At 69.7% G+C, this 21,591-nt stretch carries 19 protein-coding genes; 15 read left to right on the forward strand and 4 right to left on the reverse strand.

Annotation, left to right across the window (positions count from 1 at the left end):
- The first annotated feature begins 25 nt into the window (after positions 1-25).
- Genes QE438_RS17060 through QE438_RS17075 form a run of 4 tightly spaced genes read left to right on the forward strand, consistent with a single transcriptional unit; the run spans position 26 to position 2,689 of the window.
- Positions 26-1,003 (forward strand): fumarylacetoacetate hydrolase family protein, encoded by a 978-nt coding sequence (locus QE438_RS17060; RefSeq protein ID WP_306993913.1) that lies wholly within the window; start codon positions 26-28, stop codon positions 1,001-1,003.
- Positions 1,003-1,926 carry an NAD-dependent epimerase/dehydratase family protein gene (locus QE438_RS17065; RefSeq protein WP_306993911.1) on the forward strand — a complete coding sequence of 308 codons (924 nt, stop codon included), beginning with the start codon at positions 1,003-1,005 and terminating at the stop codon, positions 1,924-1,926. The genes QE438_RS17060 and QE438_RS17065 overlap by 1 nt, the downstream gene beginning before the upstream one ends.
- A complete protein-coding gene (locus tag QE438_RS17070) occupies positions 1,923-2,105 on the forward strand; it encodes a hypothetical protein (protein ID WP_309736405.1) in 183 nt (60 codons plus the stop codon). Before QE438_RS17065 ends, QE438_RS17070 begins: the two co-directional genes overlap by 4 nt.
- A 2-nt stretch (positions 2,106-2,107) precedes the next feature.
- A complete protein-coding gene (locus tag QE438_RS17075; protein WP_309736379.1) occupies positions 2,108-2,689 on the forward strand; it encodes a cyclase family protein in 582 nt (193 codons plus the stop codon).
- A gap of 129 nt (positions 2,690-2,818) precedes the next feature.
- Here the strand turns inward: QE438_RS17075 and QE438_RS17080 are convergent, their stop codons facing one another.
- Positions 2,819-3,544, reverse strand: a complete 726-nt coding sequence (locus tag QE438_RS17080) for an EthD domain-containing protein (RefSeq protein WP_306993908.1) — start codon at positions 3,542-3,544, stop codon at positions 2,819-2,821.
- Between the two features lie 492 nt (positions 3,545-4,036).
- Between QE438_RS17080 and QE438_RS17085 the strand changes: the two genes are divergently transcribed.
- Genes QE438_RS17085 through QE438_RS17095 form a run of 3 tightly spaced genes read left to right on the forward strand, consistent with a single transcriptional unit; the run spans position 4,037 to position 7,548 of the window.
- Positions 4,037-5,032, forward strand: coding sequence for an ornithine cyclodeaminase family protein (locus QE438_RS17085; RefSeq protein ID WP_306993906.1), 996 nt, complete (start codon positions 4,037-4,039; stop codon positions 5,030-5,032).
- A 24-nt stretch (positions 5,033-5,056) separates the two neighbouring features.
- A complete protein-coding gene (locus QE438_RS17090) occupies positions 5,057-6,067 on the forward strand; it encodes a dihydrodipicolinate synthase family protein (RefSeq protein WP_306993904.1) in 1,011 nt (336 codons plus the stop codon).
- Positions 6,068-6,078: 11 nt separating this feature from the next.
- Positions 6,079-7,548: an NAD-dependent succinate-semialdehyde dehydrogenase gene (locus tag QE438_RS17095; protein WP_306993902.1), complete on the forward strand. Its 1,470-nt coding sequence runs from the start codon at positions 6,079-6,081 to the stop codon at positions 7,546-7,548.
- Between the two features lie 179 nt (positions 7,549-7,727).
- Here QE438_RS17095 and QE438_RS17100 read toward each other — a convergent pair whose 3' ends face one another.
- Positions 7,728-10,583, reverse strand: coding sequence for a PAS domain-containing protein (locus QE438_RS17100; protein WP_306993900.1), 2,856 nt, complete (start codon positions 10,581-10,583; stop codon positions 7,728-7,730).
- A 241-nt stretch (positions 10,584-10,824) separates the two neighbouring features.
- On the opposite strand from QE438_RS17100, the gene QE438_RS17105 reads away from it, so the two are divergent.
- The 3 genes from QE438_RS17105 to QE438_RS17115 all read left to right on the forward strand — a co-directional run bounded on the left by QE438_RS17105 (position 10,825) and on the right by QE438_RS17115 (position 14,212).
- Positions 10,825-11,700, forward strand: a complete 876-nt coding sequence (locus tag QE438_RS17105; protein ID WP_130530380.1) for a DMT family transporter — start codon at positions 10,825-10,827, stop codon at positions 11,698-11,700.
- A 97-nt stretch (positions 11,701-11,797) separates the two neighbouring features.
- Positions 11,798-12,667, forward strand: coding sequence for a DNA ligase (locus QE438_RS17110; RefSeq protein ID WP_306993896.1), 870 nt, complete (start codon positions 11,798-11,800; stop codon positions 12,665-12,667).
- A 324-nt stretch (positions 12,668-12,991) separates the two neighbouring features.
- A complete protein-coding gene (locus QE438_RS17115; protein WP_306993894.1) occupies positions 12,992-14,212 on the forward strand; it encodes an aldose epimerase family protein in 1,221 nt (406 codons plus the stop codon).
- 44 nt (positions 14,213-14,256) lie between these two features.
- Here the strand turns inward: QE438_RS17115 and QE438_RS17120 are convergent, their stop codons facing one another.
- On the reverse strand, positions 14,257-14,712 hold the full coding sequence (locus tag QE438_RS17120; RefSeq protein ID WP_130514993.1) for a MarR family transcriptional regulator: 456 nt from the start codon (positions 14,710-14,712) through the stop codon (positions 14,257-14,259).
- A gap of 50 nt (positions 14,713-14,762) precedes the next feature.
- On the opposite strand from QE438_RS17120, the gene QE438_RS17125 reads away from it, so the two are divergent.
- Positions 14,763-15,911 (forward strand): NAD(P)/FAD-dependent oxidoreductase, encoded by a 1,149-nt coding sequence (locus QE438_RS17125; RefSeq protein WP_306993892.1) that lies wholly within the window; start codon positions 14,763-14,765, stop codon positions 15,909-15,911.
- 81 nt (positions 15,912-15,992) lie between these two features.
- A complete protein-coding gene (locus QE438_RS17130) occupies positions 15,993-17,009 on the forward strand; it encodes an MBL fold metallo-hydrolase (RefSeq protein WP_306993890.1) in 1,017 nt (338 codons plus the stop codon).
- Positions 17,010-17,039: 30 nt separating this feature from the next.
- Here QE438_RS17130 and QE438_RS17135 read toward each other — a convergent pair whose 3' ends face one another.
- Complete coding sequence (locus tag QE438_RS17135; protein ID WP_306993888.1) at positions 17,040-17,822, reverse strand: alpha/beta fold hydrolase; 783 nt, start codon at positions 17,820-17,822, stop codon at positions 17,040-17,042.
- A 186-nt stretch (positions 17,823-18,008) separates the two neighbouring features.
- On the opposite strand from QE438_RS17135, the gene QE438_RS17140 reads away from it, so the two are divergent.
- The 3 genes from QE438_RS17140 to QE438_RS17150 all read left to right on the forward strand — a co-directional run bounded on the left by QE438_RS17140 (position 18,009) and on the right by QE438_RS17150 (position 21,533).
- Positions 18,009-18,782, forward strand: coding sequence for a DeoR family transcriptional regulator (locus QE438_RS17140; protein WP_130515000.1), 774 nt, complete (start codon positions 18,009-18,011; stop codon positions 18,780-18,782).
- A 334-nt stretch (positions 18,783-19,116) separates the two neighbouring features.
- A complete protein-coding gene (gene glpD / locus QE438_RS17145) occupies positions 19,117-20,622 on the forward strand; it encodes a glycerol-3-phosphate dehydrogenase (RefSeq protein ID WP_306993886.1) in 1,506 nt (501 codons plus the stop codon).
- A 110-nt stretch (positions 20,623-20,732) separates the two neighbouring features.
- The gene (locus tag QE438_RS17150) at positions 20,733-21,533 is read left to right on the forward strand and encodes an MIP/aquaporin family protein (protein WP_306993884.1); all 801 of its coding nucleotides are present in this window, start codon (positions 20,733-20,735) and stop codon (positions 21,531-21,533) included.
- Positions 21,534-21,591 lie beyond the last annotated feature (58 nt).

A 21,591-nucleotide genomic window follows, 5' to 3' on the forward strand; every position in this document is an offset into this window, starting at 1 on the left:
CGATAGAAGGCAGGAGTAACCCCCCATGAAACTCGCCAGTTATCACGACGGCACCCGCGATGGACAGCTATGGATTGTCTCGCGTGATCTCACCCGCGCGGTCTGCGCCGCGCCCATCGCCAGATCCCTGCTGGAGGCGCTGGAGAACTGGGCCAGCCTCGCGCCCGGGCTCTCCGCGCTCTCGGATCGTTTGAACGCAGGCCAGGCGCCTGCCGCGACGCAGTTCGATCCGCGCCGGTGCCTGGCTCCGCTTCCCCGCGCGCCGCAGTGGCTGGACGCGTCCGCCTTCCTCAATCATGGGCGGCTGATGGACAAGGCGTTCGGCAATCCGGCGAATCCGGATTTCGAGACGATACCGCTGGTCTATCAGGGCGCCAGCGACGACTTCCGCGGGCCTTTGGGTGATGTCGGGTTTCCGGATGAGGCGCTGATGATCGACATGGAGGGCGAGTTCGGCGTCATCGTCGATGAGGTCCCCATGGGCGCCGATGCGGAGACCGCGCTGAGCGCGGTCCGGCTTCTGGTGCAGATCAACGACTGGTCGCTTCGCGGGGTCGCGCCGCGCGAGATGCGCGCCGGCTTCGGATTCCTTCAGGCCAAGCCCTCCACGGCCTTCGCCCCTGTCGCCGTCACGCCGGACGAGTGTGGACCGTGCTGGCACGACGGACGTCTGGACCTGGGCCTCCATGTCGCGATCAACGGCCGGGAAGTCGGCCGCGCGAGAGGGGGCGAGATGCATTTCTCGTTCGGCCAGATCATCGCCCATTGCGCCGGCACGCGCCGGCTCTCGCCGGGCACGATCGTCGGCTCCGGCACGGTCTCCAACGCCGACGCCGCTGCGGGATCGTCCTGCATCTCGGAGATCCGCGTGATCGAGATGCTGGGCGAGGGCGCGGCGCGGACGCCCTTCCTCGGTTTTGGCGACCGTGTGCGGATGGAAGCGCGCCTGCCGGATGGGTCCGCGCCCTTCGGCTTCATCGACCAGAAGGTCGTGAAAGCCTGATGCGCGTGCTCGTGACAGGTGCCGGTGGCTTCCTCGGCCGCGGCCTCGCCGCCCGGCTCGTCGGGTGGCTGCCGCAGGACGCCAGGCTGGTCCTCACCGATCGACGGGCCGAAGGGTTGGCGATCGCCGGCGCGGACATCGTGCCGGGCGATCTCGCCGATCCCGCCTTCCAGGCCGCGCTGCTGGAGCCGGGTTTCGACCTGGTCTTTCATCTCGCCAGTCTCCCCGGGAGCCTGGCCGAGCGCGAGCAGGAGGCGGGTCTGCGCATCAATCTCCTCGCGCCCATCGCGCTCGCGGCTCTGGTGGCGGCGCGCCGGCCCGGCGCGCGTTTCGTCTTCGCCTCTTCCATTGCCGTCTATGGCGCGTTGACCGAGGCGACGGTGTCGCAGCACACGCCGAGCGCTCCGCTCATCACCTACGGCGCGCACAAGCGGATGATCGAGGTCCTGCTGGAGGACATGACGCGACGTGGCGCGCTGTCCGCGGTCAGCGTGCGCTTTCCGGGCCTGGTGGCCCGCCCGCCGGAACTGAGCGGCCATGGCTCGGCCTTCATGAGTCAGCTCTTCCACCACATCGCCGCCGGCCAGCCCTTCGCCTGCCCCATCCCCGCCGAGAGCAGCTGCTGGTGGATGTCGCGTCGGGCGGCGGTGGAGGTGCTGCTGAGGGCGGCGCAGCTGGAAGACGCGGCGGCGACCGTGGTCCAGCCACCCGTGCTGCATGCCAGCCTGGAAGCGGTGGCCGACGCGACCGCCCGCGTCACCGGACGTCCCGCCCTGATCACGTGGGGCCGCGACGAAGGGCTGCGCACGCTCTTCGGCGCGATGCCTGCGCTCGATGCAACCCCCGCGCTGTCGCTCGGCTTCCATGCGGATGCCGATCTCGAGGCGATGGCCCGCGCCGCCCTCTCAGGAGACCCAGGATGAAGATCATCGATTTGTCCGTCGCCATCGAAAACGACGTCCCCGCCGACCCGCCGGGGCTCGGGCCGCGGATCACCTACACCAACCATGCCGAAGGGGCGGCCGAAATGCTGCGCTTCTTCCCCCGGGCCTGGACATCAAGGACATCCCGGGCGGCGAGGGATGGGCGGTCGAGCAGCTGAGCCTGACGGCGCACGCCGGCACGCATCTCGACGCGCCCTGGCATTTCGCTTCCACGATGAACAATGGCGAGCGTGCCTGGACGATCGACGAAGTGCCGCTGGAGTGGTGCATCGGGCCGGGCGTCAAGCTGGACCTGCGCCATCTGCCCGATGCCCACGTGGCGAGCGCCGCCGAGCTTCAGGCCGCGGTGACCGCGACCGGGCGCGACCTGCAGCCCTTCGACATCGTGCTGATCAACACCGCCGCCGGCGCGGCCTACGGTCGCCCGGACTACCTGGGGCGCGGCTGCGGCATCGGCCGCGAGGCGACGCACTGGCTGATGTCGCAAGGCATCCGCATCGCCGGCACGGATGCCTGGTCCTGGGATGCGCCGTTTCCCGCCACGGCCAAGCGCTTCGCCGAGAGCGGGGATGCGAGTCTGGTCTGGGAAGGGCATAAGGCGGCGCGCGAAGGCATCTTCATGCACATGGAAAAGCTGACGCGCCTGGAGGACCTGCCGCCCACGGGTTTCACGATCTCCTGCCTGCCGGTCAAGATCAAGGGCGGATCGGCGGGCTGGTGCCGCGCGGTGGCGCTGCTGTAGCTGGACTTGTCCAAGGGCAATGGCGCGGCCCGGCGGTAGGCCTTTGGATCGCGAAGGCATCCATCGCCCATCGCAGCGCCCCTGCAGCGGCATTTGCAGGGGCGGCTGTTCTCGATGGGGCGCGGGCGTTCAGATGATCACGTGTTCGCGTGTCATCAGGAAGAACGCATGCGACCGGTCATGGGACGTGGACTGCTGCATCCGGAGTTCGAAGCCCGCCTGCCATGCGCGCCATTCGGCCAGGGCTTGCGCCGGGTCGAACCACAGGTTGAGCACCGCGTCATAGGCGGGCATATCGCTGGATCCGAAGTAGGCGATCAGTCCCGTCTCGTCGTGGATGGCGTGGGAGAGGACCGCGCGACGGACCGCGGGCGCCCCGTCTGGCGCATCATCGAGCCCGTCCTGCACGGCCTGCCGCAGCGCATCCCGGAACTGCCGATCCGTCACTTCGGGCTGTCTCCCCAGGAAGTACATCACCCTGACCGCGCCGTCGCCAGGGTGCGCGACCCTGATGTCGGTATCTTCGGCCAACAGCGCAAGCGCGGAGGGGAAGTCGTTGAAGTGCGCGCCATCCGGTCCCAGCACGTCGCGGACATAGGGGTCGCCGAAGTTCTGCATCATGGATTCGACGTTGTCGAAGTGCAGTTCGGTGACCGAGTCGCGATGGAAGGCGACCTGATAGGCGCTGTCCGTCGCGGCGCCATACGCGCCATCGAGGACGTGGCTCTGCACATAGCGGCGCACCGTCAGCGGCCTGGCCTTGGCCAAGGCGCCGTGCACCTCAAGGATGTAGCGGAAGTACTCCTGCTGCGTCATGCCGGGCTTGCGCCGGATCGCGGCGATGGTCTTGATCATGGTCTATCTCGTCGTTGGAGAGGATGGCATCCGGCGCGGGCGGCGCAGCGGGTTTGAACTGTGCCGCGCCTGGCGCGGGCCAGAGACGTGCGTGCGAAGCGAGCGCAAGGGTCGGCGCATCGCCTGCCCGGTCTCGGTCGGGTTGTGGGAGCGGGGGGTCTCGACGATGTCGCGGTGTTCGCGGTCGGTGGTCTGTGGCGGGGCGCTGGGCGCGCGCGCTATGTCTTTCAGCCTGGCCTGCAGGGGTGGCGCAAAGCCACCCGACGCACGTGCGCTGCCTGGTCCGTTCGCCCTCGCGTCTCATGGCCGCGTTCGCGGGAATGCCTGGCGCGAAACGATAACCAAATCCGAGCGGTCCACGCATTTGGATTATTGATGCGTGGCATGTCGATTTTCAATTTGATGCAGGCCAAGCCAGGACTCTAGGCTTGTCCTGCAAGGCGGGAGTGCGAGCTGATCCCACCGGCATCCTGCTTCCCGAGGACGGTATCGATGAGCGTTGCTCCCGTGTTTGTGTCCGGTGAAACGGCCCGGAAGGTGTTTCGCTGGGAAGAGGCCATCGATGCGTTGCGGGCGACCTATGCGCGCCCGATTCCTCCCGGCGCGATTCCTCCGCGCAGCATCGGCTCCGCCGAGCGCAACTGGCTGCGCACCTTGCCGGCGATCCCGCCGGGCGGCCGATACTTCGGCGCCAAGCTCATGGGCATGGCCACCGGCGCGCCGACCCCGGGCGTGGAATACGTCATCGTCCTGTTCGATCGCCAGACCAGCCGCATCGCCGGCTTCGTCGATGCCAATAGCGTCACCGGTCTGCGCACGGCGGCCACCTCGGCCACGGCGCTGGACAGGCTCGCCCCGGCCGGGGCGACGAAACTCGCGGTGCTGGGCAGCGGGCTGGAAGCGTCGATGCATGTGCGGGCCTTCGCCAGCGTCCGCCCCCTGTCGGAGATCGCGGTGTTCAGCCCTACGCCGGGCAAGCGCGAGGCGTTCGCCGAGGCGGCGACGCGCGATCTGGGCGTTCCGACCCGTGCCGTCGCAAGCGCCGAGGCGGCGGTCGAAGGCGCCGGGGTCGTGCTGGCGGCGGCGCGATCGCACGGCGAGCGCCCCATCCTCCATGCGGACTGGCTCGCGCCCGGCGCGATGGTGGTGTCGATCGGCTCGACCGTTCCGGAGCAGCGCGAGATCGACGTGTCGGTGGTCGAACGCAGCGACCTGATCGTGGCCGACGCACTCGAAGAAGTCCTCGAACAGACCGGAGACATGATCGCCGCGCGGCAAGCCGGCATCGCGTTCCATGCCAAGGCCATCGGCCTGGCCGATCTGCTCTCCGGCAGCCAGGACGAGCGGGTCGGGGCGAGCAGGGCGCCTCTGTACAAGTCGGTCGGCGGCGGGCTGCAGGACATCGTGGTCGCCGAGCTCATCCTGACCCGGGCGCTGGAGTCCGGGCTGGCCACGCCGCTGCCGATGCGTTTCGAAACCAAGCACTGATTCCGCATCTCACAGGAACCGAAGATGGCCAGCTACACCAAGAAGGAGGCGCGCGAGTGGGCGCGCGAAAAACTCGTTGGGGTCGCCAACGTCACCATTCCCACGATGACGTCCGACTTCAAGCGACTGAACCACAAGGCCATCCGCCACGATGTCGAGCTCAGCGTGGAGCACGGTTTCGTCGGCACCCTGACCTGTTCGGAAGTGGCGATCACGCCCGAGGAATACGAGCAGTTCGTGCGCATCGCGGTGGAGCAGGCGGCAGGACGCATCTTCATCGTCCACCACGCCGTGTTCAACACCCTGGAAGACAACATCGATGCGGTGCAGAAGGCCCAGGCGGCCGGCGCCGAGCTGGTGCTGCTGGGCTATCCGCCGTACTTCTACCCGAAGTCGTTGGACGAGGTCTTCGCGTATACCAAGGCCTTGTGCGATGCGACCGACCTGGCCGTGATGCTGTTTCCGATTCCGACCTGGGGATTCTCCCGCCTGGATCCCTCGGACATGCCGATCGCGCTGTTGCGGCGCCTGATCGACGAGTGCCCGAATGTCGCGTCCATCAAGGCCGAAGGCGGCGCGCCGCACATCATGGCCGCGATCGAGGTGCATCGTCACTTCCACAAGGAGGTGGTGATCTCCTCGCCGATGGAGCACGAGTACGTCCCGCTGGCGCAGATCATCCCGATTCCCTTCTGCGGCACCAATTTCTCCGCGTACTACGGTCCGGTGCTGCCGCAGGTGCACCGGCTGATCCAGGCCGGCCGCTACGAAGAGGCCACCGCGATCTTCCACCGGCTCGATGCCGCGCGCAAAGCCTTCGGCAGCGTGCCGCAGGCCGGCAACGGCCTGATCAATCGGATGATGTGGAAGTACGAGAGCTGGCTGCAGGGCTACAACGGCGGGCCGCTGCGCCACCCGACGGCGCGCGTATACCAGCGCGACATGGTCGCGCTGCGCCGCGGCCAGGAAGCATCCGGCCTGCAGCCGACCCAGGATCCCGATGAAGCCTTCTTCATCGGCCGCAACCCCTGCTGATAGAGCACGCCATGACCGAGCCCGTATCCCTGCCGCTGAAGGACAAGGACCTGTTGCGCCAGGCCATCATGATCGATGGACGATGGGAGCAGGCCGACAGCGGTCGGACCCTGGAGGTGCGCAATCCCGCCACCGGAGCGCTGATCGCGCGCGTCCCCGACGCGGGAGGCGCCGAGACCCGCCGCGCCATCGAAGCCGCCGAGCGCGCCCTGCCGCGCTGGCGCAGCGTCCTGCCCAAGCAGCGCGCGGTGGTGCTGCGCAGGCTCTACGATCTGATGATCGAGCACATCGACGACCTGGCCGTCATCATGACGGCCGAGCAGGGCAAGCCGCTGGTCGAATCGCGTGGGGAAATCCTCTACGCCGCTGGGTTCATGGAGTGGTTCTCCGAGGAGGCGCGGCGCGTCTACGGCGACCTCATCCCGCACAATGCCGATGGCCGCCGCATCCTCGTCCAGAAGGCGCCGATCGGCGTGTTCGCGGCGATCACGCCGTGGAATTTTCCCGCGGCGATGATCACCCGCAAGGCCGGGCCGGGCTGGGCGGTGGGATGCACCGGCGTGATCAAGCCGGCCAGCCAGACGCCGCTGTCCGCACTGGCGCTGGGCGTGCTGGCCGAACGCGCCGGCCTGCCGCCGGGCGTGTGCAACATCGTCACCGGTGCGGCGCGCGCCATCGGCAGCGAACTCACCGCCAATCCGATCGTGCGCAAGCTCTCGTTCACCGGTTCGACCGAAGTCGGCGCGCAGCTGCTCGCGCAGTGCGCGCCGACCATCAAGAAGACCAGCATGGAGCTGGGCGGCAACGCGCCGTTCATCGTCTTCGACGACGCCGACGTCGACGCCGCCGTGCAAGGCGCGCTGGCCGCGAAGTATCGCAACATGGGACAGGCCTGCGTCGCGGCCAACCGCCTGCTGGTCCAGTCCGGCATCTACGAGGCGTTCGCCGGCAAGCTGGCCGCCGCCGCCGCCGCCCTCAAGGTCGGCGACGGCATGGAGCCAGGCGTGGTGCAGGGCCCGCTGGTCGACGAGGCGGCGGTGCTCAAGGTCGAGCAGCACATCGACGACGCCGTGGCCAAGGGCGCGCGGATCGTCGTCGGCGGCAGCCGCCATGCGCTGGGTGGCTCGTTCTTCGAACCGACCGTGCTGGCCGACGTGCCGCGGGAGGCGAAGATCTTCAGCGAGGAGACGTTCGGCCCGGTCGCGCCCCTGTTCCGGTTCGAGACGGAGAAGGAGGCCATCGCCCTGGCCAACGACACGCCGTTCGGCCTGGCCTCTTACCTCTATGCGCGCGATGTCGGTCGCATCTTCCGCGTGGTCGAGCAGCTGGAGTTCGGCATGGTCGGCGTCAACGAGGGCCTGATTTCCACGGAAGTCGCGCCATTCGGCGGGGTCAAGGCTTCCGGTCTCGGACGCGAGGGGTCGAAGTACGGCGTCGACGACTACCTGGAGATCAAGTACGTGGCCCTGGGCGGGCTGTGAAGAGCTGCATGCCGGTGGTCTGAATGATGGGCGCATCGCGCGTTCGAGCGCGTCCGGCAGGGGCCGCGCTGCGCCATTCCGAAGGCGAGGCCTATCGGGCGGCCGCCCTCACGCCGGCGGCGTCGCTGGGCGCGTTAACCAACGCGGGCACCGCGCCGGGCCGCTAAGTCCTGGGCAGGCTAGCGCGACGGGGCCAGGATCGCCTGCACGCGGCGCGCCAGTTCGGCCGCCTGGAACGGCTTGGTCATCACCTCCATGCCGGCCTCCAGCTGGCCGGCGCCGACCGCGGCGTTGGCCGCGTAGCCGGTCACGAACAGCACGCGCAAGCCGGGCCGCAGCTGGCGGCCGGCGTCGGCGACCTGGCGGCCGTTGAGGCCGCCAGGCAGGCCGACGTCGGTCAGCAGCAGGTCGATCGGCGCGGCGCCGCGCAGGTATTCGAGCGCGGCGTGGCCGTCGGCCACCGCGGTGACGCGGCAGCCGGCCTCGCCCAGCACCTCGGCGATCAGTGCGCGTACCGGCGCCTCGTCCTCGACCAGCAGCACCTCGCCGCGGGTGTGCGGGTCCAGCGCGGCCGGTTCGACGCCGTCCGCCGCGATGGCGTCCTCGGCACCGTCCAGGCGCGGCAGCAGCAGCTGCATCGTGGTGCCGTGGCCCAGCCGCGAGGCCATGCGCACCTGGCCGCCGGACTGGCGCATGAAGCCGTAGATCATCGACAGCCCCAGTCCGGTGCCCTGGCCGATCGGCTTGGTGGTGAAGAAGGGCTCGAACACGCGCTCCATCACCTCGGCGCTCATGCCGGTGCCGGTGTCCTGCACGCCCAGGCGCACGTACGGGCCTGGCGCCAGCTCCAGCGACGCGGCGGCCTCAGCGTCCAGCTCGATGTTGTGGGTCTCGATGATCAGCTGGCCGCCTTCGGGCATCGCATCGCGCGCGTTGATGCACAGGTTGAGCAGCGCGTTCTCCAGCTGCGGCGCATCCACCAGCACGCGCCACAGCGGGCTGGCCAGCTGGAAATGCGTCTGGATCGAGGGCCCCAGCGTGCGCCGCAGGATGTCGCCCATGCCATCGACCAGCTGGTTGACGTCCACCGCCGTGGGCGCCAGCGTCTGCCGGCGCGAGAACGCCAGCAGGCGCTGGGTCAGGGACGCGGCGCGCGAGGCGCCGGAGCGGGCCATCTCCAGGTAGCGCTCCAGCCGGTCGTAGCGACCGGCCTCGATGCGCTGCTGCAGCAGGTCCAACCCCATGGTGACGGCGGTGAGCAGGTTGTTGAAGTCGTGCGCCAGCCCGCCGGTGAGCTGGCCGACGGCCTCCATCTTCTGGCTCTGGCGCAGCTTCTCCTCGGCCAGCAGCAGCTCGTCGGTGCGCTCGCGCACGCGCTCCTCCAGCGAGGCGGTCAGCTCGCGCAGGCGGTTCTCCGCATCGCGGCGCGCGGTGATGTCGGTGGCCGCGCCGAACCAGCCGTGCAGCTTGCCTTCGGCATCGAACAGCGGCACCGCGCGCGACAGCGACCAGCCCAGGCTGCCGTCGTTGCGGCGCACCGGATGTTCCAGCGTCAGCGGCTGCCGGCTGTTCACCGCCTCGTGGACCGCGGCGACGACCCGGTGCTGATCCGAATCGGGGATGTGCCGCGCCATCCAGCGCTCGATCGGCGCGAAGCTGTCGCGGGCCGCGCCGGTGCCAGTCAGCTGGCGCATCTGCGTCCAGTGCGCGTCGATCATGAACAAGGCGTCCGACGAGGCGCTGACCAGCGCCGTCAGGCGCGCCTCGCTGTCGCGCAGCGCGTCGATGGCCATGCGTTCGGCGGTGCGGTCGCCGAGCACCTTGACGAAGCCGATCGCCGTGCCGTCCGCGTTGCGCAGCACGGTGGTGGCGCTGCTGGCCCAGAAGCGCTCGCCGGAGCGGCGCACCTGCCAGCGCTCGCGTACCACGCGCCCGGTCTCCAGCGCGTCCAGCAGCTCGCGCTCGGCCACGCCGTTGGCGATGTCCTGCTCGGTGAACAGCCGCTCGGTCGTATGCCCGCGCATCTGCCGCTCGCTCCAGCCCAGGATCAGCTGTGCGCCGGCGTTCCAGTGGGTGATGCGCCCCTGCAGGTCGGTGGCCAGGATCGCGTAGTCGGTGGCGCTGTCGATGACCTGGCGGCTGTGCGCGTCCAGCGCGCGCATGGCGGCCTCGCCCTCGATGCGCGCGGTCACGTCCACGCCCTGCACGAACACGCCGGTGATCTGCCCGCGCTCGTCGCGGATCGGCTGGAAGACGATGTCCACGTAGCGCGGATGCACCGGCCCGCCCGGCTCGGCCCGCACCGCGTAGGCGGCGCTGTTGGCCGCATAGACCTCGCCGGTGCGGTAGACCCCGTCCAGCAGGTCCAGGTAACCCTGTTCGACCGCGTCGGGCAGGGCCTCGGCCACGGTCTTGCCGACCACGTCGCGGTGGTCGATCAGGCGCAGGTAGCCGGGGTTGACCACCTCGATGCGATGCTCGGGTCCGCTGAGGAAGGCCATGAACATCGGCGCCTGCTCGAACAGCTGCGCCAGGCGCTCATGCTCGCGCGCCAGGCGCCGCTCGGCCTGGATCTTCTCGGTGACCTCGTTGGTCAGGCAGAACGCGCCGCCGACGCGACCGTCTTCCAGGTAGATCGGGGTGAAGGAGAACGTCCACCAGGTGTCCTCCGGCACGCCGTAGCGGTGCATCTGGATGTACATCTCCACGTGGCGCTCGGACTGCCCGCGGTAGGCGCTCTCGATCGGGCCGCGCACCGAGTCCCACACATCGCCCCACAGCACGCGCATCGAGGCGCCCAGCGCGCCGGGCGCGCGCGGCCCCAGGATCGGGGCGTAGACGTCGTTGTAGAGGAAGGTCACCTCCTCGCCCCAGACCATGAACATGCACTCGGGCGCATTGACCATCAGGTTGACCGCCGCACGCAGCGGCGCCGGCCAGGTCTCCACCGGGCCCAGCGGGGTGGCGGCCCAGTCGTGCGCGCGGATCTTGGCGGCCATGGCGCTGCCGCCGGCGGGGAACCAGGGCTGGCTCATGCCGCGTTCCCGTGTGCCAATCGCGAGCGCTGTCGGCATGAAGCGGGGGCGGGCCGGCAGCGGGGCGGGAGGAGCGGACGAAGCATGCAGAGGAAGACCAGCGGCGGGCGTGCGCCATTTCAGCACGGCCGGGATCGGCCTGGCATGAAGTTTCGCAACGCCCATGCGCGGCGCCTGACCGCGCTGCCCGTAGACTGTGGTGCCGGCGCGCCGCGCCCGACGAGCTTGCGGAACCGACACGATGTTCAAGGGTGTGCTGCTGGGTTTCGCCTGCTATGCGGCCTATGCGATCAGCGATGCGTTCGTGAAGCTGCTCGACGGCAGCCTGCCGTCCTACGAGGTGGTGTTCTTCGGCGCCCTGCTCATGCTGGTGGCCGTGCCCTTCCTGAAGAAGCCGCAGGACCGCTGGCGCGAGGTGGTGGTGGCGCGCAAGCCGACGATCTGGCTGCTGCGCGCCTTCTGCGGCGCGGCCGGCAACCTGACCTCGGTGATCGCCTTCACCCATCTGCCGATGGCCGAGGCCTTCGCCCTGATCTTCCTGATGCCGATCTTCGTCACCGTGCTGTCGGTGCTGCTGCTGCGCGAGGAGGTGCACTGGCGCCGCTGGACGGCGGTGGCGGTGGGCTTCATCGGCGTGCTGGTGGTGTTGCGACCCGGCTTCCGCCAGCTCAGCCAGGGCCATGTGGCGGCGATCCTGTGCGGGCTGACCGGCGCGGTGTCGGTGATCAGCCTGCGCATGGCCGGCCCGGAGGAGAAGCGCGTCACCCTGTACGGCGCCGGCGTGATCGGCCCCCTGGTGGCCGGCGGCATCCTGATGCTGCCGCACTTCGTCTGGCCTAGCGCCACGCAATGGGGCCTGATCGCCGGCTACGGGCTGCTGGCCGGGCTGGCGGCGATCCTGATGATGTATTCCACGCGGCTGGCGCCGGTCAGCGCGGTCGCGCCGACCCAGTACAGCCAGATGCTGTGGGCGATCGGCTTCGGCGCCTGGCTGTTCCACAGCCGCGTCGATGCGATCACCTGGGTCGGCATCGCCCTGATCCTGGCCTCGGGCCTGGTGACCTTCATCCGCTGGAACCAGATCGCCAGCTGGCGACGGCGGATGCGGATCGTGTAGGTGCATCGTCCGACGCTGCGTCGGGATGTTTGCCGACGGACACCGCGGCCGCGCAGGGCCACGCTGGAGCCCGGAATGGACTTTCGTGGAGCAGGCGATGCGCGTCGTGGCGGGAATGGTGCTGGTGGCCTGTCTGGCCGGGCCGGGCGTGGCGGACGCAGCGGCGCCGCAGGCGCCGCCGATGCTGGCCACTGCGTATCGCGGGCAGGGCGAGGTCGCCGCGTATCTGGTCAGCGAGAAGCTCGATGGCGTGCGCGGGCGCTGGGACGGACGGGCGCTGTGGACGCGCGGCGGCGAGCCGATCGCGGTGCCGGCCTGGTTCACCCGGGGCTGGCCGCCGGTGCCGATGGAGGGCGAGCTGTGGATCGGGCGCGGCCAGTTCGACGTGGCCAGCGCGCTGGTGCGCGCGGGCGATCCGCACGACCCACGCTGGCGCACGCTGCGCTTCATGGTGTTCGACCTGCCCGCCGCGGGCGGCGCGTTCGCCGCGCGCGTGGCGCGGATGCAGGCGCTGCTGGGCACCGGCACGCATCCTCAGCTGCGGATGCTCGAGCAGCGCCGCTTCGACAGCCGGGCCGCGCTGGATGCCGAGCTGGACCGCGTGGTGCAGGCCGGCGGCGAAGGCCTGATGCTGCAGCACCGGGCGGCGCGCTACCTGCCCGGGCGCAGCGACACGCTACTCAAGTACAAGCGCCTGGACGATGCCGAGGCGCGCGTGGTCGGACACGTGCCGGGGCAGGGCCAGCACGCCGGCAGGCTGGGCGCCTTGCTGGTGGAGACGCCGGACGGCCGCCGCTTCCGCATCGGCAGCGGCTTGCGCGACGCCGAGCGCGATGCGCCGCCGCCGCTGGGCACGTGGGTGACGTATCAGTACAACGGCCTGACCGGGCGCGGCCTGCCACGCTTCGCCCGCTTTCTGCGGGTGCGGGAGGAAAGCAGGGGCCAGGGATCAGGGATCAGGGATTAGGGATTAGGGATTAGGGATTAGGGATTAGGGATTAGGGATTAGGGATTAGGGATTAGGGATCAGGGATCAGGGATCAGGGATCAGGGATCAGGGATCAGGGATCAGGGATCAGGGATCAGGGATCAGGGATCAGAGGCAAGGGAAAGTGGTAGCCGGCGATGCGGCACTCAGCGCGCGAGCCAGTGCACTGCTTCATCGGCTGGCCCCTGATCTCTGATCCCTGGCCCCTGGCCCCTGGCCCCTGGCCCCTGGCCTGCCCGCGTCGTCTGCGCCCGCATGCGGCTTGAGGCACACTGGCGCCCTCACCTGGGAGGGAGACATCGAATGCGTATCGCACTGCTGGCCGCCGTGACGGCGATGGGACTGGGCGCCTGCTCGCAACCGCCGGAAGATCCGGCCACGCGCGCCCAGCCCGATGCTTCCGGCGCCGCCGCGCCTGCGGCCTCGTCCGCGCCGGCCGCGGCCCCCGCGCATGTGGTCGCCAGCGACTTCGGCACGCTGCCCGATGGGCGCAAGGTGCAGAAGTTCGTGCTGGACAACGGCCACGGCATGACCGCCTCGATCATCACCTACGGCGGCATCCTGCAGGCGCTGACCGTGCCCGACCGCAACGGCAAGGCCGACGACGTGGTGCTGGGTTACGACACGCTGGACGGCTACCTCAAGGACGCCGCCACCGTGCAGACCAACTTCGGCGCGCTGATCGGGCGGTACGCCAACCGCCTGGCCAAGGGGCGCTTCACCCTGGACGGCAAGACCTACCAGATCCCGACCAACAACAATGGCAACACCTTGCACGGCGGTCCGGAAGGCTTCGCCACCAGGCTGTGGGAGGCCAGCCCCGCCAGCGACGGGACCCCGTCGGTGACCCTGCGCTACCGCTCGCCCGATGGCGAGATGGGCTTCCCCGGCACGCTCGACGTCAGCGTGGTCTACACCCTGCAGGACGATGGCCTGAAGCTGGACTACCGCGCCACCACCGACAAGCCGACCGTGCTCAATCTCACCAGCCACGGCTACTTCAACCTGGCCGGCGCCGGGGCCGCCTCGGTGCTGGACCACCGTGTGCAGATCAACGCCGCGCTCTACACCCAGGCCGATGCGCAGCTGATCCCCACCGGCAAGCTGCTGCCCGTGGCCGGCACGCCGCTGGATTTCCGCACGCCGCACGCCCTGGGCGAGCGCATCCACGAAGACAACGCCGACCTGCGCCATGCCGAGCCCAAACAGGGCGGCTACGACTTCAACTGGGTGCTCGATGCGCCGGGCCTGGAGACGCCGGCGGTCGTCGTCGAGGAGCCCACCACCGGGCGCACGCTGACCATGTTCACCACCGAGCCCGGCATGCAGCTGTACACCTCCAACGCCATCGACCGCATCGAAGGCGGCAAAGGCGGCAAGCCCTATCTGCACTGGGGCGCGCTGGCGCTGGAAGCCCAGCACTTCCCCGACAGCCCCAACCACGCCGACTTCCCCAGCACGCGCCTGGACCCGGGCCAGACCTACACGCAGACCACGATCTATCGCTTCGGCGTAGCCAAGTAGCCTCCGTCGTGCCGCGCCGGCCCACACGCGGGCCGGCGCGGTGCCTACTCCAACGCGTCCAGGTTGCGGTTGATCCGCAGCATCAGCGTGGCGAACTGGGCCAGGTCCTGCGCGTCGAAGCCGGCCAGAGCCTGTTCGCCAGTGGCGTCCATCACCGCCTTGGCCTTGGGCAGGCGCCTGCGCGCCAGCGGTGTCAGCGAGATCAGCTTGCTGCGGCCATCGGCCGGATCCGGCGTGCGCTGGATCAGCCCGTCGCGCTCCATCCGGTTGAGCAGCTGGGCCATGCTCGGTTGCTCGACCCGCGCGCGTCGCGCCAGTTCGCCCTGCGACAGCGCATCGCCGTGCTTGAGCGCCACCAGCACCGGCAGCTGGCCCATGGCGAAGCCATGCTCGCGCAGCTGTGCGTCGACCAGCCGCGAGAACGTGCGATAGGCGATGCCGAGCAGCTTGAGCGGATCGTGGCGGGCGGCGTGCTCGAGTTCGCTGGTTTGACTTTCCATAGGTGACTATGTTTTAAATATAGGCACCTATCATATCCGGAGCAGCACGCATGGCCAACCTTCCGCGTATCGCCATCGTCGGGGGCGGCCCGGCCGGCCTGACGCTGGCCCGCCTGCTGCAGCTGCAGGGGCTCGTGCCGGAGGTGTTCGAGCGCGAGGCGCATCCGCTGGAGCGCCCCCAGGGCGGCTCGCTCGATCTGCATCAGGGCTCGGGCCTGCTGGCGATCGAACGCGCCGGGTTGCAGGACGCCTTCGCGCGCATCGCCCGCTACGAAGACCAGGGCGAGCGCCTGCTCAACCACCGCGGCGAGGTGCTCTTCGAGGACCGGGAGGGCTTCGACCGCAGCCGGCCCGAGGTCGACCGCACCGCGCTGCGCGCGATGCTGCTCGATGCGCTCGCCCCCGGCACCGTGCGCTGGGGCGCGCCGCTGCAGGCCGTGCATGCGCTGGACGAAGGCCGCTGGCAGCTGGAACTGGCCAGCGGCCTGGCCGGCCCGTTCGACCTGGTGGTCGGCGCGGACGGCGCCTGGTCCAAGGTGCGCCCGTTGCTGTCGTCCTACCGTCCGCAGTACAGCGGCCTGACCTTCGTCGAGTTCGGCATCGACCAGGTCGATCGCGACCATCCGGCGCTGTCCGCGCTGGTCGGGCCGGGCAAGCTCGACATCGAAGGCGAGGGCAGGATGCTCATCGCCCAGCGTAACGGGCATGCGCATGTGCGCGGCTACGCCATCTTCCGCGTGCCGGCGGACTGGGCGCAGCAGCGCTTCGACTGCAGCGATCCGCAGGCCGTGCGGGCCGGGCTGCTCGAGGAGTTCGCCGGGTTCGCGCCGGAGATCCTGGACCTGTTCCACGCGGCCAACGACCACTTCGTCGCGCGGCCGATCCACGCGCTGCCCGTGGGGCATCGCTGGAACCACCGTCCCGGCCTGACCCTGATCGGCGACGCGGCGCATCTGATGTCGCCCTTCGCCGGCGAAGGCGTCAACGCGGCCATGCTCGATGCCGCCGAACTGGCCGAGCAGCTGGCGCAGGGTGCGCTGCATGACGCGGTGTGTCGCTACGAGGCGTGCATGTTCGAGCGCGTGGCCGAAGTGGCGCAGGAATCGGCCGAGGCCGCGGCCACCCAGCTCTCGCATGTCGGGCTGGAACTGACCGCGGCGATGTACCGTCAACATCAGCAGGCCCATCGCGCGGGCTGATGGCGGTCGCGCGCCGCGTCGCGCGCAGGATCGACAGCGCCTGGGCTTGTCAGGCGAGGTGGTTGTCCCCATGGTGCTGCCATGGCCGACTCCAACGAACCCGGATCCCGCGCTGCGTCGCTGCAGTCCAGCGCAGGGCGCTTCCGCAATGCGATCGCGATCCCGCGCACCGGGCTGCTGGAATCGCTGCGGCTGTTCCGCAGCGTGCTGTTCGACAAGCCGCGCACCAGCGTGCCGGACCGCCCGATTCCAGTCCGCCCGCTGACCCGTGCCGAACTGCTGGCCGCGCCGGATTTCAGCCTGTACCGGCTCGGCCATTCGACCGTGCTGCTCAAGCTGCGCGGGCAGTTCTGGATCACCGACCCGGTCTTCGCCCAGCGCGCCTCGCCGCTGCCGTGGATGGGGCCCAAGCGCTTCCATGCGCCGCCGATCGCGCTGAAGGATCTGCCGCCGCTGAAGGGCGTGATCCTCTCGCACAACCACTACGACCATCTGGACAAGGCGGCCGTGCGCGCGCTGGCCGGCTCGGCCGAGCACTTCGTCGCCCCGCTGGGCGTGGGCGACACGCTGGTGCGCTGGGGCGTGCCGGCGGCCAAGGTGCAACAGCTGGACTGGTGGCAGTCCACCGTCATCGACGGGCTGCGCCTGGTCGCCACGCCCGCCCAGCATTTCTCCGGGCGCGGGCTGCGCGACGGCAATGCCACGCTGTGGTGCTCGTGGGTGCTGATCGACGATGGGCTGCGCGTGTTCTTCAGCGGCGACAGCGGTTACTTCGATGGCTTCAGACAGATCGGTGAGCGCTTCGGGCCGTTCGACCTGACCCTGGTGGAGACCGGCGCCTACGATCGCCAGTGGCCGCACGTGCACATGCGGCCCGAGGAATCCCTGCAGGCGCATCTGGACCTGCAGGGGCGCTGGATGCTGCCGATCCACAACGGTACCTTCGACCTGGCGCTGCATCCATGGTTCGAGCCGTTCGAGCGCATCAGCGCCCTGGCCGCCGAGCGCGGTGTCGCGCTGTCCACGCCGGTGATCGGCGAGCGCGTCGACCTGCGGCAGCCGACCGCGGGTTCGGCCTGGTGGCGCCTGCTCAAGTAGGCGCGTCAAGCCCGCGGGTGCCTGGTGCGCCTAAAGCCGGGTGAGAAAGTCGCGCAGCAAGGCGTTGAACGCGTCCGGATGCTCCAGCGGCGGAAAGTGTCCGCACGCAGGCACGACCGCCAGCCGCGCGTGCGCCATGCGATCCACGATCAGCTGACCGGCCGCCGGCGGCGCGCTGGCATCGTCCGCGCCGGCGACGACCAGGGTCGGATGGGGCAAGGAGGCAATCGCCTCCTCCAGCGACAGGCCCGCGACCATGTCCCAGAGCTGGGCGTGAAAGGCCGCATCGTTGCGCAGCAGCAGTTTGCCCAGCCGGTCGCCGATTTCGGGGCGCGCCGCGAGAAACTCCGCCGGAAACCAGCGCGCGAGGTGCAACGGCGCGATGCCTTCCATGCCGATCGCGCGCACGGTCTCCGCGCGCTGCCGCAGCAGCTGCCTGACCGCATCGGAGAAGGTGCAGGAGGTGGCGACAAGCGTGAGCGAGCGCACCTGCGTCGGCGAGGTCACCGCCAGGGTCTGCGCGATCATGCCGCCGACGGAGATGCCGACGACATCGACCGGGCCGGTGCGCAGTGCGCCGAGCAGCGTGATCAGCGCCTCGGCGAGGCCGGCGAAGCTCGGCGCGTCCTGCCCGTGCGGCGAGCGTCCGTGGCCGGGCAGGTCGATCGCGATCACATCGCGGTCGCGTGCGAAGGCGTGGATCTGCTGTTCCCATACCGAAAGATCCAGACCGAGCGCATGCAGGAACAGCAGCGGCACGCTGCCGCGCGGGCCGGTCCGGATCATGTTGAGGCCTGGTGTGGCGTCGCTCATCGGGGATCCTCTACGCAGGCGCTCAGCCTAGTGGAGTCGCCCGCGCCGGGCAGCGCGATCGCGCGGACGCAGTGTGTTGTTCTTGCGTCGCAGGCGCGTGCGGGATGCAGGCCTTGCGCGCTGCGGTGTTGCATTGCGCGCCGCATCGACGATCATGCGGGCACCTCGCAGGCACAGGCGGTACGCATGGAACATCCGGTCCTCAACCGGCGCCAGGAGCAACTGGTGGCGCTGGTGCGCCAGCTCGGCTATGCCGAGGTGGACGGGTTGGCCACGCAGTTCGACGTGACCCAGCAGACCATCCGCCGCGACCTGATGCTGCTGTGCGAGGCCGGCCTGCTGCGTCGCTACCACGGCGGGGTGAGCCTGCCCTCCAGCGTCGAGAACACCGCCTACGCCACGCGCAAGTCCCTGCAGGCCGAGCAGAAGCGTCGCATCGCCCGGGAGGTGGCCACGCATGTCCCCGACCATTCCTCGCTGTTCATCAACCTGGGCACGACCAACGAGGACGTGGCCGCGGCGCTGATGCACAAGCAGGGGCTGCGGGTGATCACCAACAACCTCAACGTGGCGGTGCTGATGAGCACCAATCCCAGCTTCGAGGTGATCGTGGCCGGCGGCATGGTGCGCGCGCGCGACCAGGGCGTGACCGGCCAGCCGACCATCGATCTGGTGCGCCAGTTCACCGTGGACTTCGGGATCATCGGCATCTCCGGCATCGAACTGGACGGCACGCTGCTGGACTTCGACTTCCAGGAAGTGCGCGTGGCCCAGGCCATCGTCGAGCATTCGCGGCAGGTGCTGCTGGCCGCCGACGCCAGCAAGATCGGCCGCAACGCGCTGTGCCGGCTGGGGCCGATCGCGCTGGTGGACGACTGGTTCACCGACCGTGCCCCGCCGGACGTCCTGGCCGAGGTGCTGGCCGCGGGCAAGACCCGGGTCCACGTCGTCGGCGACTGACGGCGGGTTCGGGGCATCTGGCGCTGGCCCCAGGCCGGGTGCAAGCCAGGCCGGCGCCGCCGTCGGCAGGAGGCGGCTCACCGACATGCATTGCCACCGGAGGCCGCCCCGAGCAGGCGGCCTGTGGGCGTGCCGTCGGCGGTGTCGAAACGAACTCCAGATCGGCGGCGCCTTCGACCATCGTCTAATCCCGCGAGCCCCAATGGGGCATACCGCGCTCACGAAATGTTCGTAAATGTTCGTTTAAGATCGTTGTTGTCCGTCTTTGTCCAGACGCGAACGGCGCCATGCGGCGGTCGTCGCGCGGGCGGGGGCCCGGTCGAGGAGCGGTGAGATGGTCGAACGCGTCGATGTGCTGGTGGTGGGCGGCGGGATCAACGGAGTGGGCATCGCCCGCGACGCGATCGGCCGCGGGCTGAGCGTGTGCCTGTGCGAGGCCGACGATCTGGCCGCGCATACCTCCAGCGCCAGCACCAAGCTGATCCATGGCGGCCTGCGCTATCTGGAGCAGTACGAGTTCCGCCTGGTCGGCAAGGCGCTGGCCGAGCGCGAGGTGCTGCTGCGCCTGGCACCGCACATCGCCTGGCCGCTGCGCTTCCTGCTTCCGCACCAGCCGCATCTGCGGCCGGCCTGGATGATCCGCATCGGCATGTTCCTCTACGACCGCCTGGGCGGGAAGCGCACGCTGGAAGGCTCGCGCCGGGTCGACCTGCGCCGCTCGCCGGTGGGCGTGCCGCTGAAGGAGGAATTCACCACCGGCTTCGCCTATTCCGATGGCTGGGTGCAGGACGCCAGGCTGGTGGTGCTCAATGCGATGGACGCGGCCGAGCGCGGCGCCTCCGTCCACACCCGCACCCGCTGCGTCAGCGCACGCCGCGATGGCGCGCATTGGCTGGCCGAACTGGAGACCGCGCAGGGCCAGCGCATCACGGTCGAGGCCCGGGCGCTGGTCAACGCCGCCGGTCCCTGGGCGGTGCAGTTCCTGGACCAGGTCGCGCATCTGCAGCACGACTATGCGCTGCGTCTGGTCAAGGGCAGCCACATCGTGGTGCCGCGCATGTTCGCGCACGACCATGCCTACATCTTCCAGCAACCCGACCGCCGTATCGTCTTCGCCATCCCCTACGAGCGCGACTTCACCCTGATCGGCACCACCGACATGGAGTACAAGGCCGATCCTGGGCACCCGCGTATCGACGCGGACGAGGTCGACTACCTGTGCGCGGCGGCCAACCGCTACTTCCGCAAGGCCATCGCCCCCGGCGATGTGGTGTGGACCTACAGCGGCGTGCGCCCGCTGCTGGAGGACGAGGAGGACAACGCCTCCGAGGTCACCCGCGACTACCGGCTGGAAGTCGATGCGGACGGGCCGCCGCTGCTGAGCGTGTTCGGCGGCAAGCTCACCACCTATCGCAAGCTGGCCGAGCAGGCCGTGGACAAGCTCGAGTCGCAGCTGGGCCGCAAGCCGCAGCCCTGGACCGCGGACGGGGCGCCGCTGCCGGGCGGGGACATGCTGCCCTTCGATCAGGCCCTGGCGCTGCTGCGCACGGCGCGGCCCTGGCTGCCCAAGGAACTGGCCTGGCGGCTGGTGCGCAACTACGGTTCGCGCACCGAGCGCATTCTGGGCGAGGGGACGACGCTGGCCGACCTGGGCGAGCACTTCGGCGCCGATCTCTATCGGGCCGAGGTCGACTACCTGCGGCACCACGAATGGGTCGTCGATGCCGAAGACCTGCTCTGGCGCCGCAGCAAGCTGGGCCTGCGCCTGACGCCGGCCCAGCAGCGCCGCCTGGCCGAAGTGCTGCGCGCGCCCGCCGCGACGATGGCCACGCGCGCCTGATCCATCCGACATCCTTGGCCGCGTCGTGCGGCCGCACGTCATCACTGGGAGGTTGCTGACATGTCCACCAAGCCCCGCACCATCGCCGCTGGTCCGACAGGAGGTCGGCGATGAGTCGGCAGTTTCTCGGCGAGCTGATCTCGGAGGCGGTGGCGATGACGATCATCATCGCCTTCGGCGATTCGGTCGCGGCGATGTACACCCTCTACGATCCCAATCCCTATGCCGGCGGCTACTGGGGTGTCTGCATCGCCTGGGGGCTGGGCGTCACCATCGCCATCTATGCCACCGGTTCGGTCTCGGGCACCCACGCCAATCCGGCGGTGACGCTGGCGCTGGCGCTGTTCCGCGGGTTCTCGTGGAAGAAGGTGCTGCCTTACTGGGGCGCGCAGGTGATCGGCGGCATGGTCGGCGCGGCCATCGTCTATGCGCTGTACGCACCGGTGATCGATCACTACAACGAGGTCAAGCAGCTCACGCGCGCAGCCGGTGGCGCGGCCGGGGTGTTCTTCACCGCGCCGGGGCTCGCGGTCACACCGCTCCATGCGCTGACCGACCAGGCCATCCTCACCGCGTTCCTGATCTTCGGCATCTTCGCCATCACCGAGCAGTACAACGAGATGGCGCCGGGCGCCAACTCCGGCGCGCTGATCATCGGCCTGCTGGTGGCGACCATCGGCGCGTCGATGGGCTACCTGGAGGCCTGGGCGATCAACCCGGCCCGCGATTTCGGCCCGCGCGTGTTTGCGTTCTTCGCCGGCTGGGGGCGCTCGGCCTTCCCCGCGCCGCACAACTACTGGTGGGTGCCGATCGTCGGCCCGCTGATCGGCGGCGTGGTCGGCGCCGCGGCCTATCAGTGGCTGATCTATCCGTTCCTGCCGGCGCGCCAGCGCGCCGCGCAGAAGCCGTAAGGTCTGAAGGACCGGCCACGCGTCACCGTTTTCCGCCGCGCGCGCCGCGCCGGCTCTT

It is taken from the genome of Pseudoxanthomonas sp. SORGH_AS_0997 (genome assembly GCF_031453535.1).
GTDB lineage: Bacteria > Pseudomonadota > Gammaproteobacteria > Xanthomonadales > Xanthomonadaceae > Pseudoxanthomonas_A > Pseudoxanthomonas_A winnipegensis.

Bases quoted from the DNA above. Each gene is read 5' to 3' on its own strand.
- QE438_RS17060 (WP_306993913.1), top strand. From the start codon at position 26: ATGAAACTCGCCAGTTATCACGACGGCACCCGCGATGGACAGCTATGG.
- QE438_RS17065 (WP_306993911.1), top strand. From the start codon at position 1,003: ATGCGCGTGCTCGTGACAGGTGCCGGTGGCTTCCTCGGCCGCGGCCTC.
- QE438_RS17070 (WP_309736405.1), top strand. From the start codon at position 1,923: ATGAAGATCATCGATTTGTCCGTCGCCATCGAAAACGACGTCCCCGCC.
- QE438_RS17080 (WP_306993908.1), bottom strand. From the start codon at position 3,544: ATGATCAAGACCATCGCCGCGATCCGGCGCAAGCCCGGCATGACGCAG.
- QE438_RS17085 (WP_306993906.1), top strand. From the start codon at position 4,037: ATGAGCGTTGCTCCCGTGTTTGTGTCCGGTGAAACGGCCCGGAAGGTG.
- QE438_RS17090 (WP_306993904.1), top strand. From the start codon at position 5,057: ATGGCCAGCTACACCAAGAAGGAGGCGCGCGAGTGGGCGCGCGAAAAA.
- QE438_RS17095 (WP_306993902.1), top strand. From the start codon at position 6,079: ATGACCGAGCCCGTATCCCTGCCGCTGAAGGACAAGGACCTGTTGCGC.
- QE438_RS17100 (WP_306993900.1), bottom strand. From the start codon at position 10,583: ATGAGCCAGCCCTGGTTCCCCGCCGGCGGCAGCGCCATGGCCGCCAAG.
- QE438_RS17105 (WP_130530380.1), top strand. From the start codon at position 10,825: ATGTTCAAGGGTGTGCTGCTGGGTTTCGCCTGCTATGCGGCCTATGCG.
- QE438_RS17110 (WP_306993896.1), top strand. From the start codon at position 11,798: ATGCGCGTCGTGGCGGGAATGGTGCTGGTGGCCTGTCTGGCCGGGCCG.
- QE438_RS17115 (WP_306993894.1), top strand. From the start codon at position 12,992: ATGCGTATCGCACTGCTGGCCGCCGTGACGGCGATGGGACTGGGCGCC.
- QE438_RS17120 (WP_130514993.1), bottom strand. From the start codon at position 14,712: ATGGAAAGTCAAACCAGCGAACTCGAGCACGCCGCCCGCCACGATCCG.
- QE438_RS17125 (WP_306993892.1), top strand. From the start codon at position 14,763: ATGGCCAACCTTCCGCGTATCGCCATCGTCGGGGGCGGCCCGGCCGGC.
- QE438_RS17130 (WP_306993890.1), top strand. From the start codon at position 15,993: ATGGCCGACTCCAACGAACCCGGATCCCGCGCTGCGTCGCTGCAGTCC.
- QE438_RS17135 (WP_306993888.1), bottom strand. From the start codon at position 17,822: ATGAGCGACGCCACACCAGGCCTCAACATGATCCGGACCGGCCCGCGC.
- QE438_RS17140 (WP_130515000.1), top strand. From the start codon at position 18,009: ATGGAACATCCGGTCCTCAACCGGCGCCAGGAGCAACTGGTGGCGCTG.
- glpD (WP_306993886.1), top strand. From the start codon at position 19,117: ATGGTCGAACGCGTCGATGTGCTGGTGGTGGGCGGCGGGATCAACGGA.
- QE438_RS17150 (WP_306993884.1), top strand. From the start codon at position 20,733: ATGAGTCGGCAGTTTCTCGGCGAGCTGATCTCGGAGGCGGTGGCGATG.